This window comes from Chitinophaga filiformis (assembly GCF_023100805.1).
GTDB lineage: Bacteria > Bacteroidota > Bacteroidia > Chitinophagales > Chitinophagaceae > Chitinophaga > Chitinophaga filiformis_B.
Genome location: NZ_CP095855.1, coordinates 972,216 through 990,478, shown reverse-complemented (window position 1 = coordinate 990,478; position 18,263 = coordinate 972,216). Strand labels below are relative to the sequence as shown.

The 18,263-nt window shown below is 49.1% G+C and carries 14 protein-coding genes; 8 read left to right on the top strand and 6 right to left on the bottom strand.

Annotated features, from left to right (window positions below):
* Together MYF79_RS04130 and MYF79_RS04125 are read left to right on the top strand one after the other, a co-directional pair.
* On the top strand, positions 1–1,107 hold the full coding sequence (locus tag MYF79_RS04130) for a DUF2891 domain-containing protein (protein WP_247812689.1): 1,107 nt from the start codon (positions 1–3) through the stop codon (positions 1,105–1,107).
* A gap of 16 nt (positions 1,108–1,123) precedes the next feature.
* Positions 1,124–3,685 carry a DUF3857 domain-containing protein gene (locus MYF79_RS04125; RefSeq protein ID WP_247812688.1) on the top strand — a complete coding sequence of 854 codons (2,562 nt, stop codon included), beginning with the start codon at positions 1,124–1,126 and terminating at the stop codon, positions 3,683–3,685.
* Positions 3,686–3,773: 88 nt separating this feature from the next.
* Here the strand turns inward: MYF79_RS04125 and MYF79_RS04120 are convergent, their stop codons facing one another.
* The 4 genes from MYF79_RS04120 to MYF79_RS04105 all read right to left on the bottom strand — a co-directional run bounded on the left by MYF79_RS04120 (position 3,774) and on the right by MYF79_RS04105 (position 7,846).
* Positions 3,774–4,076 carry a Dabb family protein gene (locus MYF79_RS04120; protein WP_199654471.1) on the bottom strand — a complete coding sequence of 101 codons (303 nt, stop codon included), beginning with the start codon at positions 4,074–4,076 and terminating at the stop codon, positions 3,774–3,776.
* A gap of 33 nt (positions 4,077–4,109) precedes the next feature.
* Entirely contained in the window at positions 4,110–5,309 is a 1,200-nt protein-coding gene (locus MYF79_RS04115) for a hypothetical protein (protein ID WP_247812687.1), read from the bottom strand.
* Positions 5,306–5,956 (bottom strand): ATP-binding cassette domain-containing protein, encoded by a 651-nt coding sequence (locus tag MYF79_RS04110; RefSeq protein WP_247812686.1) that lies wholly within the window; start codon positions 5,954–5,956, stop codon positions 5,306–5,308. Before MYF79_RS04110 ends, MYF79_RS04115 begins: the two co-directional genes overlap by 4 nt.
* Positions 5,957–6,064: 108 nt before the next feature.
* Positions 6,065–7,846, bottom strand: a complete 1,782-nt coding sequence (locus MYF79_RS04105; RefSeq protein ID WP_247812685.1) for a DUF4836 family protein — start codon at positions 7,844–7,846, stop codon at positions 6,065–6,067.
* Positions 7,847–8,108: 262 nt separating this feature from the next.
* Here MYF79_RS04105 and MYF79_RS04100 point away from each other — a divergent pair, with 262 nt between their 5' ends.
* The gene (locus MYF79_RS04100; RefSeq protein ID WP_199654467.1) at positions 8,109–8,396 is read left to right on the top strand and encodes a YciI family protein; all 288 of its coding nucleotides are present in this window, start codon (positions 8,109–8,111) and stop codon (positions 8,394–8,396) included.
* Positions 8,397–8,459: 63 nt separating this feature from the next.
* Here MYF79_RS04100 and msrB read toward each other — a convergent pair whose 3' ends face one another.
* Positions 8,460–8,927, bottom strand: coding sequence for a peptide-methionine (R)-S-oxide reductase MsrB (msrB, locus tag MYF79_RS04095; RefSeq protein WP_247812684.1), 468 nt, complete (start codon positions 8,925–8,927; stop codon positions 8,460–8,462).
* A gap of 346 nt (positions 8,928–9,273) precedes the next feature.
* Here msrB and mutL point away from each other — a divergent pair, with 346 nt between their 5' ends.
* Entirely contained in the window at positions 9,274–11,163 is a 1,890-nt protein-coding gene (mutL, locus tag MYF79_RS04090; RefSeq protein WP_247812683.1) for a DNA mismatch repair endonuclease MutL, read from the top strand.
* On the opposite strand, the gene MYF79_RS04085 is transcribed toward mutL, so the two are convergent.
* Complete coding sequence (locus MYF79_RS04085; RefSeq protein WP_247812682.1) at positions 11,129–12,625, bottom strand: gluconokinase; 1,497 nt, start codon at positions 12,623–12,625, stop codon at positions 11,129–11,131. The two genes, mutL and MYF79_RS04085, sit on opposite strands and share 35 nt — an antisense overlap.
* A gap of 103 nt (positions 12,626–12,728) precedes the next feature.
* Between MYF79_RS04085 and MYF79_RS04080 the strand changes: the two genes are divergently transcribed.
* From MYF79_RS04080 to MYF79_RS04065, 4 genes are all read left to right on the top strand, one after another.
* Positions 12,729–14,468 carry a GMC family oxidoreductase gene (locus MYF79_RS04080; protein WP_247812681.1) on the top strand — a complete coding sequence of 580 codons (1,740 nt, stop codon included), beginning with the start codon at positions 12,729–12,731 and terminating at the stop codon, positions 14,466–14,468.
* Positions 14,469–14,491: 23 nt separating this feature from the next.
* Entirely contained in the window at positions 14,492–15,181 is a 690-nt protein-coding gene (locus MYF79_RS04075) for a gluconate 2-dehydrogenase subunit 3 family protein (RefSeq protein WP_247812680.1), read from the top strand.
* 79 nt (positions 15,182–15,260) lie between these two features.
* Positions 15,261–16,709: a Gfo/Idh/MocA family protein gene (locus MYF79_RS04070; RefSeq protein ID WP_247812679.1), complete on the top strand. Its 1,449-nt coding sequence runs from the start codon at positions 15,261–15,263 to the stop codon at positions 16,707–16,709.
* A 122-nt stretch (positions 16,710–16,831) separates the two neighbouring features.
* Entirely contained in the window at positions 16,832–18,202 is a 1,371-nt protein-coding gene (locus tag MYF79_RS04065) for a carboxypeptidase-like regulatory domain-containing protein (RefSeq protein WP_247812678.1), read from the top strand.
* The last annotated feature ends 61 nt before the right edge of the window (positions 18,203–18,263 follow it).

Here is an 18,263-nt window from a genome sequence, read left to right as displayed (position 1 = left end):
GTGAAGAAAACATTTATTCTGATATCCCTTGTAACCGGTTTCCTGATGTCATCTGCATCTGCACAACAGGCCTATTATACCCGCAAAAGCAGCGGTCTGCTGGATCTTACGCCGGCAGGCGCAACGCATCTTGCGGAATTGCCCCTGCGCTGCATGCAGCAGGAATTCCCTTATAAGACCGGGATTGTCTTCTCAGACTCATCCCTTGTTACCGCTCCGAAAGCCTATCATCCGGCCTTTTATGGTTGTTTTGACTGGCATAGCAGCGTACATGGCCACTGGATGCTGGTGCGCCTGCTGAAATCATTCCCTGATCTGGCAAAGAAACAGGAGATCATCACCAAGCTGTCCCAGAACCTGACCGCGGCCAACATTGCGCAGGAACAGCAGCTGTTTCAGAACAAGGAGAATAAGAGCTTTGAACGCATCTACGGATGGAGCTGGCTTTTACAACTGCAAAGAGAGCTCCTGACCTGGAATGATCCCCTGGGCAGGCAACTGGCCACCAATGTACAACCACTGGCATCCCAGTTCTCCAAAGCTTACATTGACTTCCTTGGCAAACTGGTCTACCCTATCCGTGTAGGCGAACATACCAACCTGGCATTCGGGCTCTCGCTGGCATGGGACTATGCCGCTACCGCGAATGACACTGCCCTGCAGCAGGCTATCCGCCAGGCGGCTATGCGTTTCTATGCGGCCGACAGGAACTGTCCTGCTGCCTGGGAGCCCGGCGGTTACGACTTCCTCTCTCCCTGCCTGGAAGAAGCAGACCTGATGTGGCGCATCCTGCCGGCAAAAGAATACCAGACATGGATCAAAGCATTCCTGCCAGAACTGTTTGCTAAAACAATAACTGTGTTCAAAGTAGCACAGGTAAAAGATGTAACAGATGGCAAACTGGTACACCTGCATGGCCTGAACCTGAGCCGGGCCTGGTGCCTGTACGGCATTGCACGCCATGTTACCGAAAACCGGGCCGCCATTCTGCAGCTGGCTAACCTGCACCTGGAGTCTGCCATTCCGCATGTTGCCAGCGGCGACTATGCCGGCGAACACTGGCTGGCATCTTTTGCAGTGTATGCGCTGACGACAGAAAATAACTAATTGCCTTTTTATTCCTATGCACCGGATATTGCTGCTCATTGCGTTAATTGTCTGTTGTTTCTCTGCGGGGGCCAATGCTCAGCAAAAAAACTTTTCCATTACACCGGCGCCGGCCTGGCTGGTACCTTATCAGCCCGACCTGAAACAGGTGCCTGACGCCCGCGACGTAAGTAACGGGTATTATATACTGCTGTTTGAAGAACAGCAACACGTAGAACAATCTGCCGTATACCACCATATGATCAGGCAGATCGTATCGGAAGCCGGTATTCAGAACGGCGCTGAAATAACGGTCGACTATGATCCGGTGTACGAAAAGCTGCACTTCCATAAGATCCTCATCCGGCGCAACGGGAAGGTGATCAACCAGCTACAGGCATCGAAGTTCAAAATACTGCAACAGGAAGACGATCTGTCCCGCTTTATATACAGCGGCCTCTATACCGCGTACTTCATCCTGGAAGATGTGCGGAAGGGAGATCAGATCGAGTTTGCCTATACGATAGAAGGAAATAATCCCATCTTCGAACATAAGTTCACCAGCCTTTTTTACCTGGCATTCTCTAACCCGGTGGTGAATTTTCATAAAAGCATTATTGCATCCCCCAACCGGGAGATCCGGTTTAAAACCTTCAACACCGCACCTATGCCCGACAGGCAGATGGTGAACGGCATGCAGGTATATAAATGGGAAATGACCAACTTACCATCCATGGAAGCGGTAGATGATACGCCTACCTGGTTTGACAACTTTCCCTTTGTACAGGCCACAGAATACAAAGACTGGCAACAGGTGATCCAGTGGGGAGACCGGGTGAACATGGTACCAGCTCCCGGCCCTGCCCTGAAAGCCAAGATAACCGAGTTCAAACGGGAAGCGGGCAATAACAAGGAGAAATACATGCTCAAGGCTATCCGCTTCGTGCAGGATGATATCCGTTATATGGGTATTGAGATGGGCGAATACTCCCATCGGCCTAATACGCCCGACAAAATATTGCTACAGCGTTTTGGCGACTGTAAGGATAAATCGCTGCTGCTGGCCACTCTCCTCAAAGCCAATGGCATCTATGCCAATATGGCCTATGTGGATACCTATACCAGGGGCCATGTGGTGGATTATCTGCCGGCGCCGGACCTCTTCAATCACGCTATTGTTTATGCAAAACTGGAGGGACGGGAATACTGGATAGACCCTACCATCAGCTATCAGCGGGGCAACCTCTCCATGCTGACCGTACCCGATTACCAGCAGGGCCTTGTTATTGACCCTGTGGGAAAGAACAGCTTCACGCCCGTTACCAATACAGGCAAGGGCAAAACCATCATTCATGAACATTTCCTGCTGCCTTCCGACCGTAAGGACAAAGGCTCGCTGACTGTTACTTCTATATTCACCATGCAATATGCAGACGATCAGCGGGACGGGCTGGCCAACAGCAGCAGGAAGGATAATGAAAATACCTTCCTCAACTATTATAAAAATGCCTACGGCAGTGTTACGCCCGATTCTCCGCTGCAGGTAACAGATATTCCTGACAGTAACCGGATCATCCTCAAGGAAAGTTATATCCTGCAATCTCCGTGGAAGACTGACAGCACAAAGGATCAGCGGATCAATTTCAACATGAAGGCTAATCTCCTGAGAGATGCCTTGCCGGAATATGCGGAAGAAGATCGCAAGGCAGCCCCCCTGCAATTGCGTTATCCGTTCTCACTGGACTATACCATCACTGTAGAGATGCCTTCTGCGGGGCCGATAGACGAGGAAGAGCTGCATATCAGGAACGACTACTACGCCATCCATTTTGTGCCATCCGTAAGGAACAATGTGGTGACGATGCACTACACCTTTGAGACTTACCAGGACCATATCCCGGCCAGCTTTATCAGCACTTATATCAAGGAAAGGAAACGGATCGACGGCTTCCTGGGGTATTACTTCTACCTGGACACAGACGATGGTGCACCGGGAGATGGCCCCTCACAGGGATTGAACTGGCTGGTCATCGGCCTGGCAATATTCTTTGCCGCCGTATTTACACAATATGCCCTCCGCTTCAGCAAGGTATCTTTACAGCCGGCCGGGACTTATGCCTATCCGCCGCAGATAGGCGGATGGCTGGTGATAATGGCTATAGGCGTATTTATCAGTCCCTTAAATATCTTCAACGGACTGATAAAAGCATCGATATTCAGCAACAATATGTGGCTGCAATTAGATAAGTCGACCAATGCCACGCACAATGTTTCCATTCTTCAATTGTTGCTGGTCACCGAGCTGGCCAGCGAGATCGGCATGCTGATATTCAGCCTGCTGCTTGTATCGCTTTTCTATAAAAAAAGGGACACCTTTCCAAAGGCAATGATCGTCTTCCTGGCCTTCAATTTTACCTTTAACCTGATAGATAATCTTGCCTGCAATTATATCTTTGAAAAGAAAAGCTGGGAAACAGAAGGCGTGAAACAGCTTGTGCAGTCGTTCATAGCCGCGGCTATCTGGATACCCTACCTGATAAGGTCGGAACGTGTGAAGGAAACGTTCGTTATGCCACATGAAAAAGAGATGGTCAATTAAAATAAAAAACCAGTGCTCAGACTTACATACGGCGATAGGACCGTTGTAATGTAAGCCTCAACACTGGTGCAGTAATAGCTTTAGTTGCTTAGATCGTTTCCGAATCGTAGATCAGCACCTTCTCCCACAGGTGTTTGCAATTTTCCACAAAGGCCAGGTGTATAGGATGTTGCTGGTATACATCGTGTCCTGCTTCATCATTGAATACGGTCAGTTCACAATAGCTGTAACTCTTGTCTATTACCGGACGGTCAGTAGCTGCAGGCTTACCTACGTTGAACATTACCAGTGATTCGATCGCCTTCAGCGATTGTACGCCTTCTTCAAACTTTTTGATATCAGCCTCTGAAAGACCTGGCTTCAGCCAGAAATTTACGACGTGTACAAACATCTCAGTATATTTTAAGTGTGTAAAACAATGTTATCAGCTGATAGCGTTGATATATTTCCTGACATTGATCCTGTTCACAATATACACCAGCACCAGTACCAGCAGCGCTGCGCAGCCAGTACCCACTGCAATCCACCTGGAAATGAACATGTCATGGGCCGCCAGTTTTACAGCAGCCCACCATTGCAATGCCGTCACCAGCAGCAGCGCTGCTGCTCCAATAGCAATATACAGGGGAACAAACTGACGCATCAGGTAACGTTGCAACTGGCCGGGCGCTGTGCCCAGCGTTACCAGCAGTTGTATCTCCTTTTTACAGCTGGCGATCACCAGCTGGATGAACATGCTGAACACCAGCAGCGCAAACACAAGCAGGATAATTCCAAAGAAGCCTATAACAGATACGATGGTCTGCACGATCAGCTTTGTCTTGCTGTATTTGATCTTATCCTGGTTGGTGGTATACCCTTTCTCTTCCAGGTATTTGGCCAGTAGAGGATCGGAAGGATCTTTTGTTTTGATGATCACACGGGAAGGCGCAGTAGCCTGTCCGCTGCCAAACTTGCTATTGGCCCAGTCCATAAAGCTGCCGGGCACGAGGAAGGAGGAAATACGGTCAGAGAACCCGACGATACGTCCCGTAAATTCCTGCGTCATCAATCCCTGGGAGATCGTGATCTTCATTGGCAATGCCTTCACGGTTTCCTGCGAGATCTGTGGCAGGTCCTGGCTCAGGGCAAATCCGAAATTGTAGAGGTTCAGAAAGTCGTTGGGCAGGATGATTGGGATGGTGTTATCAGCGGGCGTCCATTTCCATTCTTCATTTTTCACGTCAATGAATGAATCGGGCACGGATTCGAAAAACATGTCTGTATAGAAATGCAGCTCTCCCGGCGCGGCGGCGGTCACCTTATACTGATTGGAAGTAATAAAGCCGAAAGCTTCTGTAAATGGCTGTTTCTGCAGATCTGTTATTTCCGCAGGGGTGAATTCACTTTTGGCATTCTGCCCCATCATGGCATTGGTGATCTTCTTATTGATGATCAGGAAGTCTGCACTTTCATTGGCATTCTGCTGGTTGTGCAGCAGCTGGTCAAAGTCAGTATGCACCTGGATTGCGATGAGCAGGAGTATCATGGCAATACCCAGCCCGACGGCAGCCATGACCAGGCGGCCCTTGCCGATGCCCGTCTGTATGATCTTTTTAAGTAGCTGGTAGAAGGATGGCATCATAAGTTATAGTGTGTGTCATATGCAAACCTGGTATCGTTGTCCAGGTCTGTTAAAATGAACCCGGCCTTGCGGGCTTTACATTCTTCCGCGATCAGCTGGGCAGCGCGATTTGCATTGTCTTCATCAAGATGGCTGAAGGGCTCGTCCATGATCAGCCACTGAAAGGGTTGCACCAGCGCGCGGATAATGGCGATACGCTGGCGTTCGCCATAGGAAAGCGTTCTCCCGCTCTGGTTCAGTACATGGGTAACATTCAGCCGGGCGGCCATTTCCTTCACCTTCTCAGCGCTGCAATATGGCTGGGCATTCATCACCCTTTTCAGTTCGATGTTTTCCAAAGCAGTCAGCTGTTCAAAAATGCGCAGGTCCTGAAAGATCACACTGACCTGTTCCTGCCGCATACCGGCAATAGCGCCTTTTGAATAGGCTGCCCATGGCTGGCCATTCACCAGCACCTGCCCTGTATAGTCTGTTCTGATGTGGTACAGGTAGTGGACAAGGGTTGTCTTGCCGGTTCCGGAGGGGGCTTTTATTTTAATGAAACTACCGGGGGTAAATGCGACGGGCCTGTTCCAGATATCGGACGAACGCTGCAGGATCTTATCGCGCAAAGGAACGGGCACCAGGTTATCTAACTGTATCTGCATGTAAAGGTGTTCTTCAAAATGATCTCTCAATATAGAGCTTTTTCCAAATGAAAAATGTCCATGGCAGTTGTACCCCCATGGACATTCTCATTCAATATGTTATTGATATTAGTGTTTCCCTTCTTCTGCAGGAGCTGCTTCTACCGCTGCAGCAGCAGAATCGGCCGCAACAGCAGCTGTCTCTTTAGCGGCATCTGCCTTTTTCTTCTCCTCGAGATATTTTGCAGTCTCTGTACCGAGGTTCACTAATTGCACCAGGCTGTTTTCTGTTTCGTTCTTGAAGTTCAGCACTATTTCGGAATGCTGGGTTTTACCGTCGAAAGAGCTACTTAATGCAGTCATATCTTTCAGGAGGTTCTTGAACTTACCGGCCAGTGGCTTACCGTCTGCAGGGATCTCTTCATCAGGAATGTTGTTCACGATCTTTTCGAAGTTCACATAAGCACCCATGGGGTTGCCTTTGATCTTGCTTACGAAGCTATTGTCCAGGCCACCGGCTTTGCCTTTACCCGCCAGGTATTCCTGCAGCAATGCAGAGTCGGATGCACTTGTTACCAGTTTGTCGGTAATAGAAATGGCCGGCATACCGGGCATGTTCTGTGTCAGTACATAAGTATCGCCCTGTTTGGTAAAGAAGCCTTTCAGCATAGGGGAAGACATTACCTTATCAAAAGCAGCCTTATCGCCTACTTTCATCGCGAACACCCATTTAGATTCCGGTGTGGTGGTAGAATCTCCCTCAATGTAGAGGCTTGGCTTTTTCTTTACCTGGAAGTCGGACGCTACAAATACCAGCTGTCCTTTAAAGGCGTTCAGGATATCGTCCAGGGTCAGGCCGGAACTCTGCAGGCCCATGTTGGCCAGACCATCCAGGCCGGTGCTTTTCACGATGTCGCCGATCATGCGGAAGTCAAAACCGTATACAACAAAGCCGGTGATATTCTGTGAAGGATATTTCTCCAGCATATCCAGGTCGGCTTCCATGTTGCCATATTTCTTGTAGATGCCTGCGAGGTCTTTACCTACATAAGAGATACCGTCTACCAGGACCTTACCTTTTTCGAAATTAACGGCGCCGGTATAATAGCAACCTGCCAGTAATGTCTTCAGATTAGCGGGCATCATGGCAGCCTGGGCGTTGTAGATCGGCTCAGGATTGATGTATACGCTCAGGTCAGCATTGTTTTTCAACAGATCATTGAACGCTTCGATTGAACCGGCAGTTTCATCTTTTTTCAGGTGGAACAGGTGATCAACTTCGGTAACCCAGGTCTGCATGTCGTCAGCAGCTGCTGTTACAAGGCTGGCAGGCTGGGCGTTGTTAGAGTCGGAAGACTCCTCATCGGAATCAGTATCAGGCGTTGGCAGGCCGGTTGGAGGCAATGCTTTCTTCATAGCATCTCCCTCTATCCCTTTCAGGTAGATCACGGTTCCCTTATTCCAGGCAATTACCGCTTCCTGTTTGTCTTCCAGGATGTATTTGAAGTCAGACTTCGTTTGCAGGGAGAAGTTGCTGACATTCTTTTTCAGATACTCCTCGAACTTGGCAGCGTCTTTCAGTCCGCCGGTCAGGGTAACGTAGGACTGATTCTTGCTGTACACCACGGACACAAAGGAATTGGCCTGCAGGTCCAGTCCGGAGTTTTCGATATCTTTCCAGAACTTCTGCGCTTCGCTGGCGCTGTCTTTCTCTTGTACAGCAGCAAAGAGTTTGTCCATTGTAATACCATTGGTAATCAATTTCTTGCTGATCTGTTTGCTATTTACGCTGAGAACGAGGCTGGCTGTTTTGGGAATATATTTGCTTTGCTCCGGCATCTTGGAGCAGGAGGTAAGAAGCATAGCTATAGCCGATATAGCTAGTAACACCTTTGAAAACATTTTTCTCATAATAAGGGGATCAAAATTAATAATGAGTGAATAGGACGCTAAAATACTCTCTTTTTCGTTTACTACCTTATAGAGTCGTACTATAAATTAATGATTTTATTTATATATTAGCGTCTGGGACGTTTTCGCCGGGTATATACGGGAATATGGCGTTAAAACATTCATTTCTACGTTATTATTATAAAAATAAAAGCTGCAATAGTTTTATACCTTTGTGCAAAGAGGTCAACATGATTATAAATCCTATTATTGAAGCGCTGTTATGTACTTAATCCTTTTACAATACATCCGTCCGGTAGCTGCCATCGAGCATTATATGGAGCAGCATAGAGCTTTTCTGGAGAAGTTTTATAAGAGCGGGCAATTTATTCTGGCGGGACGCCGCAAGCCAAAATCCGGAGGGTTGATTATTTGTAAAGCTTCAAGTCGCAAGGAAGTGGAAGCGATTATCAGCGAAGATCCGCTGGACAAGTACCAGCTGGCACTTTATGAGATCATCGAATTTGAGCCAACATCTTACGTCAACGAGTTACAGTCTTATCTTTCCTAGTCGGAATGCCTGATTACGTTATACTGCTTTTCAAAGGCATATCCGCAATCAGGCATTTACTCATTAATGTTTCCCCTTAAAATTTTTATCGGCCTCTTTCGCCTTTTCAAAGTCGAGTATCACTGAATTGATACAATACCGCAAACCTGTGGGCGGAGGGCCATCATCAAATACATGTCCGAGGTGTGCCTTACAGCGGCCGCACATTACTTCGGTACGGTGCATGCCATGTGTATTGTCGGGCGCATAAATTACACTTCCCTTGGTAACAGGCTCAAAGAAACTCGGCCATCCGCAGCTGCTTTCAAACTTGGCGTCTGACACAAACAGCGGGTTGCCGCAGGCGGCGCAATAATAAGTACCTGATTCTTTACTGTTCCAGTATTTACCCGTAAATGCATATTCGGTGCCTTTTTCACGTGCAATATTGTATACTTCCGGCGATAAGCGCTCTCTCCATTCATCGTTGGTGAGACTTACTTTGCTGGTATCCGTTCTTGAGTATACATCACTCTTTTTCTGGTCTTCCATATGCTTATTTTTTGGCTCCTGTTGAGAGTAGGTGCAGTTGCTGACTAAGATGGAAAGGCTCAAAATTATCAGATTCCTCCACTTCATGATTGAAATAATTTATGATTAACGTCTTATTAACAAGACTATCGTGTGAATAAGTTATATTTCCACACTACAATTAAAGGTACGAATTGCGGGCTGCTCCGGTTCAGATGCAGGCGGGTACAAACATTCATTTAACAATTCTATAGCAACTGCTGCTTATATGCACATCGTTTGCTATACTTCTTTACCCCCACTTTACCCCCATCGTCGGTATCAAACATTAAACTTTCCTAACTTTACAGCAAAAGGCACATAATAAGTGGCGGATATCATCAATCTATTACCAGACAACATAGCCAATCAGATAGCAGCAGGAGAAGTGATACAAAGGCCTGCTTCAGCAGTAAAAGAGCTGTTGGAAAATGCCGTGGACGCGGGCGCGTCGGAAATACAGCTCATTATCCGGGATGCCGGTAAAGAATTGGTACAAGTGATCGATAACGGGAAAGGAATGAGTGAGACGGATGCACGCATGTGCTTCGAAAGGCATGCTACTTCCAAAATACAGACTATAGACGACCTTTTCTCCATCCGCACTATGGGTTTCCGTGGTGAAGCACTGGCATCTATTGCCGCCGTTTCACAGGTTGAACTGAAAACACGCATGCGTGGTGCAGAAATTGGAACCTATATAGAAATTGACAACAGTGCGATAAAAAAACAGGAGATCTGCCAGACGGCAGAAGGCACCAGCATCGCCATGAAGAACCTGTTCTTCAACGTACCGGCACGCCGTAACTTCCTGAAAAGCAATGCTGCCGAGATGAGGCATATCGTGGATGAATTCATCCGCGTAGCCATGGCATTCCCCCAGATCCAGTTTACCCTCACCAGCAATACACAGCAGCTGTTCTACCTTGAAAAAGGTTCGCTGAAACAACGCATCATCGCTATTCTTGGTCAGCATTACAATGCCCGGCTGGTTTCTGTAAAAGAAACGACCGACTATATGGATGTGTATGGATTCGTGGGCAAACCGGAAACAGCCAAAAAAACAAGGGGCGATCAGTTCTTCTTTGTAAATAACCGCTTTATTAAAAGCCCCTACCTGCACCATGCCATCATGAATGCTTTTGCAGAAATGATTCCGGCAGATAGTTATCCTTTGTATGTATTGTTCATTGACCTGGATCCGGGCCATGTGGATATCAATGTACACCCTACCAAACAGGAGATCAAGTTTGACGACGAGAAGGTGATGTATGCATTCATACAATCTGCCGTGAAACATGCACTGGCACAGTTTAATATTACGCCTACCCTGGACTTTGAACTGGACCCCGGCATTCAGCAGCTGGACGCCGTAAGCAAACCCTTCACAGAGCAGCAGCAGGCCAAGTCTGTCAACACCTCCTTATACAAAAGCTTTACACAGGCTAACCAGGCGCACACCATCGATACTACCGGCAGTAGTAACCTGAAACACTGGAAAGACCTGTACGATATCGGTAAACCTGTTGCAGCCCCTGTAAATGATACGATTGGCAGCATACAGGAGGAAGCACGTTTTACCAGCTCCGCTCCCGTGGAGAACCGTCCCTCTGCAGCGTCCATGATAGACGAACGCTGGCAGGACACCACTATTGACCAGAAAGTACCTGTACAGGTACATCAGCAATACATCCTTTCACAGATCAAATCAGGCTTTATCCTGATAGATCAGCAGGCAGCCCATGAACGCATTCTGTATGAACGCTATCAGCGCGCCGTACAGGAAAGCCCTATGGCTACACAGCAAAGCCTGTTTCCGCAAACACTGCCTTTACCACCTGCGGATGCAGCCCTGCTCACAGAAATGCTGCCAGACCTGCAGGTGCTGGGATATGACCTGGAGCCTTTCGGCAACAATACATTTGTTGTAAGAGGTACGCCGGCAGATATCCAGAGCGGTAATGAGCAGGCAAGCATTGAAGGATTGCTGGAGCAGTTCAAGAACTTCAGTCATGAGCTCAAGGTGCCCCGCAGGGAACAACTGATACGTTCCATGGCCCGCAATAATGCCATTCCAAGCGGTAAGTCATTGTCTACCCGCGAGATGCAGAACATCATTGATGAACTGTTCGCCTGTTCAATGCCCAATGCGGCGCCGGGCGGCAAGTACACCTACATCTCCTTTAAGCTGACTGACCTGGCAAAGATGTTTGGATAACGGGGAATATATCCCTGAGGGCTGCATATAACTTTCCATGTACAGCATAAGCATTTTTATACACTTCCGCATGTTCCACTGCCGGCGGGAACACTTCTTCCTCCACGGCAGTGAAACTGGTGGAAACCTTTAAAGCCTGGAAGCCCAGCAGCGCGGCGCCCAGGGCAGAAGCGTCACTCTCATGACGCAGGTACATCGGGCGCTGAAAAACATCCGCCATCAACTGCACCCATTCCGGCGAGTGTGTAAACCCACCGCTGACAGAGATCTTCTCTACTTTTCCCGCGGTTTCCTCCAGGGCCTCTGTGATGCTGAGCAACCCGAAGGCCATTCCCTCCAGTAAGGCACGCAGGAAATGCCAGGTAGTATGCTGTGGCTGTACGCCAATAAAAGCACCCTTGGCATGCCCATCCCACACAGGCGCACGTTCTCCATGCAGGTACGGAAGGCATAACAGCCCTTCTGCCCCCGGAGGAGTGCTTAATGCCTGTTGCAGACCGGCGTCTACCTGTAAGGGCCTGTCGGAAACTGTTTGCAGGAAAGCATTCAGGTACCATTGTAATACCACTCCCCCATTATTTATGGCGCCCCCTGTTACAAAATGACCCGGCGTAAGCACATAAGTGAATAACCTTCCCTGCGGGTCTGTTACCGGGCGGTCAATAGCCATGCGCACTGCGCCGCTGGTGCCAATGGTCAGGGTAGCATGTCCTTTATCCAATGCATTACTGCCCAGTTGCGCCAGGCAGCCGTCGCTGGCCCCCGCTACGAAGCGCGTATCTAAAGGCAGGCCCAGGTCCCGGGCCACATTTTCCTGTAAGCCCTCAATAATACTATCGCTGCTCACCGCCTCCGGCAACTGTGCGGCCGTAATACCGGCTGCTTCGAGCGAGTCTTTGTTCCATGTCAGCTCATGAATATTAAACAGGCCGGTAGCTGACGCTGTGGAATGGTCTGTGATATACCGGCCAAAGAAATGATAAAAGATATACTCTTTGATACCGATGAAACGCGCTGCCGACTGAAAAATATCTGGCGCCTGCTCCTTCCACCAGATTATCTTACATAAGGGCGACATCGGGTGTACAGGCGTACCCGTCTGCTGGTGCAGGGTAGCCGACAAAGGCGTTTTCCGTAAGCGGTCGGCTACTGGCTGACTCCGGTTATCTGCCCAGATGATCAGGGGGGTCAGGGCCTTACCCGCTTGATCCATAGCCAGAACGCTGTGCATGGCCGTACTGAACGACACTGCCGCCGGTGGATCTTTCATAATAGTGGCCACACTTCTTATTCCACTCTTTACTGCTTCCAGTATCACATCCGGGTCTTGCTCACTATGACCGGGCTCCGGTTGGTGAATCGGGTATTCCTGCTGCGACTGGGCCATCACTTTCCCATCCTGCCTTACTGCGATCACTTTAGCGCTGCTTGTTCCAAGATCCACTCCTATTATATATTCCATTACTATGATTTTATAAATTTCCTTTTATACTTTTTTGCTATTAACCTTTGAAAATAATTTATAGATTTAAAATCACTTTAGCTCAATTAAATTATCCACGATTATGGCTTTTCAGATCAAACAGAAAGGACCTGTTTATGACATTTGCATTGTTGGCTCAGGTGCAGGAGGCGGTATGGCTGCTAAAATACTCTCTGAGGCCGGACTCAAAATAGCCCTTTTGGAAGCAGGGCCAAAATATGATCCGGCAGACCCGCAACAGATCACACAGTTGAAATGGCCCGATGCCTCTCCCCGCAGAGGCGCTTCTACGACCCGCCCTTTTGGTGATTTCGATGCCGCTTATGGCGGCTGGGAAATAGAAGGGGAACCATACACCACCAGTGGCGGCACCAAGTTCGACTGGTTCCGTTCCCGCATGGTGGGCGGCCGTACCAATCATTGGGGACGCATTTCCCTGCGCTTTGGTCCGCGCGATTTCAAACATAAAAGCTATGATGGTCATGGCGATGACTGGCCGATCAGTTATGAAGATGTGGCGCCTTACTATGACCGTGTCGATAAAATGATCGGTGTATTCGGCACGAAGGAAGGTATGCCCAATGAACCGGACGGCTATTTCCTGCCACCGCCCAAACCAAGGCTACACGAACTGATGCTGCAAAAGGCGGGTGCAAAACTGAATATACCGGTCATCACTGCACGCATGTCCATGCTGACCCGCCCGGTGAATAAAGAACGCGGCGCCTGCTTCTTCTGCGGACAATGTAACCGCGGCTGCCAGGTATACGCCGACTTCTCCTCTTCTTCCGTGCTGGTGAAGCCTGCTATGAAAAGCGGACATGTAGACCTTTACGATAATGCCATGGCACGCGAAGTGCTCACTGACAAAGAAGGTAAGGCCACAGGTATTTCCTTTGTGGATAAAACCGATCTCCAGGAATATACAGTGAGGGCAAGAGTGGTGATACTGGCTGCCAGCGCCTGCGAATCTGCCCGCCTGCTGCTGAACTCAAAATCGGCGCAACACCCCAACGGGCTGGCCAATTCAAGCGGCGTGGTGGGTAAATACCTGCACGATTCCACCGGTTCCTCCCGTGCGGCATTCATGCCTAAACTAATGGATCACAAGCGATACAATGAAGATGGCGTGGGTGGTATGCACGTGTACATTCCATGGTGGGAAGACAATAAGAAACTGGATTTTGCCCGCGGTTATCATATAGAATTCGGCGGCGGTATGCGTATGCCTACCTATGGCGGCTTCTCCGGTGTTGAACGCTTCAACGGGAAATACCCGGGTAAAGACGGTAAGACCAAACCGGCAGGAGGCTACGGCGCATCGCTGAAAGAGGATTATCGCCGTTTCTATGGCGCTACCATTGGCTTTGCCGGCAGAGGGGAATGTATAGCGCGCGAAGACAACTACTGTGAAATAGATCCGAAAGTAGTGGATAAATGGGGTATCCCTGTGTTACGTTTCAATTACACCTGGAGTGAACATGAGGTCAAACAGGCGAAGCATATGCAGGATACTTTTGAACAGATCATCCATGAAATGGGTGGCGTTCCGCTGGGCACCAAGCCTGGTCCTGAAACCAACTACGGACTGGAAACACCCGGCAGGATCATCCATGAAGTGGGCACCACCCGTATGGGCGATGATCCAAAACGCTCTGTGCTCAATAAATACAACCAGGCGCACGATGTGAAGAACCTGTTCATCGTAGATGGTGGTCCGTTTGTATCGCAGGCAGACAAGAATCCTACCTGGACCATCCTGGCTTTATCGCTGCGTGCATCAGAATACATCATGGGCGAAATGAAGAAACAAAACATTTAACACAACTTCAACTCATTTAACATATGGACAGAAGGGAATCACTCAAAGCGTTGACCATTGGCTCTCTTTCGGTTGGCGCCATACTGACCGGCTGTGACGATAAAAAGACAACAGCGAAGGAAAAAGACGGAGCAGGTAAACTGCCCTCCTACGGCCGTACAGAACCTGAAGCAGCAAGAGACGCGGCCCTGATGGCGGAAACATTCTTCACCGCCGCAGAAATGAAAACAATCAAGGTACTTGCAGATATTATCATTCCGGCCGACGAACATTCGGGCAGCGCCTCTGAAGCCAAGGTACCCGAGTTCATTGAGTTCATGGCCAAAGATCAGCCGCAGTTCAAATTGCCGCTCCGCGGAGGCTTGCGCTGGCTCGATGTGCAATGTGCAAAACGTTACAACAACGCCTTTACAGATTGTACACCGCAGCAACAGCTGGAGCTGATAGACCAGATAGCCTATCCTGAACAGGTAAAACCAGACATGGTGCAGGGTGCGGCCTTCTTCAGCCTGATGAGAGACCTGACAGCAAATGGCTTCTTCACTACCCAGATGGGTATCAAAGATATTGGTTATAAAGGCAATACACCGAATGAGTGGGATGGTGTTCCCGCCGATGTATTGCAACATTACGGACTGTCGTACGATGAAAAACTGCTGCCGCTCTATGTGAAAATGGAGGACAGGAGTAAGATCATGACATGGGACCAGTAAAGCTCAATCCCCCGTACATCATTATTTAACAGGCATTCTCTCTCATTTCTATTATATTGATCGGTAAATTTTGTTACATATGGTCCAGGAAAAAAACAATCAGGGAAGTCATGAATCCCGCAGATCATTCTTAAAGAACGGCGCCCTGGCGGCGGCCGGCTTTATGATCGTTCCACGTCACGTATTAGGAGGTAAAGGTTTTATTGCACCCAGCGATCGTTTACGCGTAGCCGGTATAGGTGTGGGTGGTAAAGGCGAAAGCGATCTGTCTGAAATCGCTAAAGGCCCGGCAGACATCACTTATCTCTGCGATGTTGATACCCGCAGGGCTGCCACCTCCGTTGCCCGTTTTCCCAAAGCGAAATTCTACAAGGACTTCCGGGAAATGCTGGATAAAGAGCACAAAAATATAGACGCCGTTACGGTGTCCACGCCCGACCACCAGCATGCCGTTGCTGCCATGGCAGCCATGCAACTGGGCAAACACGTATACGTTCAGAAACCGCTCACCCACGACATCTACGAGGCACGCGCATTGACCGCTGCCGCGAAGAAACATAAGGTGGTAACCCAGATGGGTAACCAGGGCGCTTCCGGCGACGGCGTACGCCAGATGATGGAATGGTACAATGCCGGTCTTATCGGTGACGTACACACGGTATATTGCTGGACAGACCGCCCGGTATGGCCTCAGGGTATTCCATGGTCCAGCATGAAGGCAGAAGTACCCAAAGAACTCGACTGGGACCTCTGGCTGGGTACAGCACCTTATAAAGACTATATTGATAAACTGGTGCCATTTAACTGGCGCGGCTGGTGGGATTATGGTACCGGCGCATTGGGCGACATGGGATGCCATATCATAGAACCTCCTTTCCGCATACTGGGCCTGGGCTATCCTAAATCAGTAGAGTGCAGTGTAGGTAGTGTATATGTGGATGAATTCAAACGTGGCTATTTCCCTGAAAGCTGCCCTCCGTCCTCTCACGTGATCCTGAAGTTTGACGGCAAGAACGGTAAAGAGATCACCCTCCACTGGATGGACGGTGGTATTCAACCGGAACGTCCGGAAGAACTGGGCCCTAACGAAGTAATGGGCGACGGTGGTAATGGCGCTATCCTGATCGGCGACAAAGGCAAGATGATGTGTGGTACCTATGGCAGGGATCCTCAGTTGCTGCCAACCAGCAAGACCAAGCAGACCAATGTTCCGCAAACTATTGCACGCGTACCGGAAGGGCACTATGTGCAGTGGGTAAATGCAGCTATTGCCGGTTTCAATAGTGATAAGAACAAAGTGATCAGCTCTCCGTTCTCTATTGCCGGCCCGCTTACGGAAACCCTGCTAATGGCGAACCTGGCCATCAGAAGCTTTGATATCAAGAAAGAAAAGGATGGAAAAACATCATTCCCGGGCCGTTATATCAAGCTGCTGTGGGATAGCAAAGAGATGAAGATCACCAACTTTGATGATGCCAACCAGTTTGTAAAAAGAACATACCGTCAGGGCTGGAGCCTCGGCGTATAAACTTATGCAACTACATGATAATCACCAGGGGAAGGCCGGATGGCTTTCCCCTTTTCTTTGGAAATCAGCAGCTTAAGTGCTATATTTACTATGACGGATCATAATCCCAATCCCCAGAAGATATGTACTTGCGAAGATTGTCCCCGCTATTGCCAACACTGTTGTTCTTACTCGTAGTAAGTGGATGTAAAAAAATGCTCTCTGAGGAAGGCGCACCTCCCGACAACACTTCAATTGCCCAGATAGTGCAGACCAGCATCGAGGGCCGTGTATTGAATGAACAATTACAGCCTGTACAGAATGCATTTATATCCTCCGGGGGCCAGATCGCCACGACCAATGAAGACGGACATTTCCAGCTGGAAGATATCCGGGTGCTGGATGATGCAGCCGTGGTTACCGTAGAAAAGTATGGCTACTTCAGGAGCTACAGAACGCTCATGGTACGTGAGGGCGAGTCGCAATATGTTCAGTTACAACTCTTACTTAAAAACGAGAATAAGATCAGTGCCGCTACCGGCGATCTTATTCCCTTCCCGGAAGGCACCCTTACCTTTCCTGCCGGCGCCGCTCTGACGGCTAACAATGACGCTTACAACGGAACGATGACCGTCCGGTCAATTTACATCAACCCCGACGGCAGCGCAGTGGCAGACCAGATGCCGGGAGACCTCCGCGGCATCGACAAGAATAACAAACAAACTGGCCTGCGGGCATTCAGTATGATCGTTTTCACGATGGAAGATGCGGCAGGCGCTGCCCTGCATCCTGATCCGGCAAGGCCCGTCAGCTTTCGGATCATGATACCAAATGAACTGACTTCCGGCGCACCCCAGCAGATATCGCTATGGCATTTCGACGATGCTACCGGTTTCTGGAAAGAGGAAGGACAGGCTACCCGCGAAGGGAATGACTATACAGGTACTGCCAGCCAAACGGGTTTCTGGTTGTGCGCAACCACTTTTCCCCAAATTACCCTCACAGTCCATGTACAGGATCAACAGGCAGCCCCGCTGCCCGATACCCGCGTGACCTTGCTCACAAAAAACGGTTTCATTCCTGCCTATGGATTCACCAATGCAGATGGCGTGTACTATGGTAAAGTCGCTTCCGGTCAGCCCCTGATCATGACACTAACAGACAATTGTTCCAATGTACTCCACCAGCAGGAGATTGGCCCCTTTAGTACCACTGCAGAGATCAGCAATATGAGCGTCACTGTTCCGGAAAGCCAGACACTGACCATCAACGGAACGGCGAAAGACTGCGATCGCTTCAATGTGGTAACAGGTAAGGTGATCGTAAACGTGGATTACCGGAACTATACGGCCACTATCACCAATGGCAATTTCAGCGTTACGGTGCTTCGGTGCAGCGGCCAACCCGCAAACGTCACTTTCACCGCGACAGACAACCGTACCAACAAAACATCGATCAGTACCATACAGGCGGGTAGTGGAACGATCACGCCTGTGCTGCAGGTGTGTAACTGATTTTTTATGTATTAAACACAATAATTTATCATTCACGCTGCCGTTTCTTTTTTACTACATT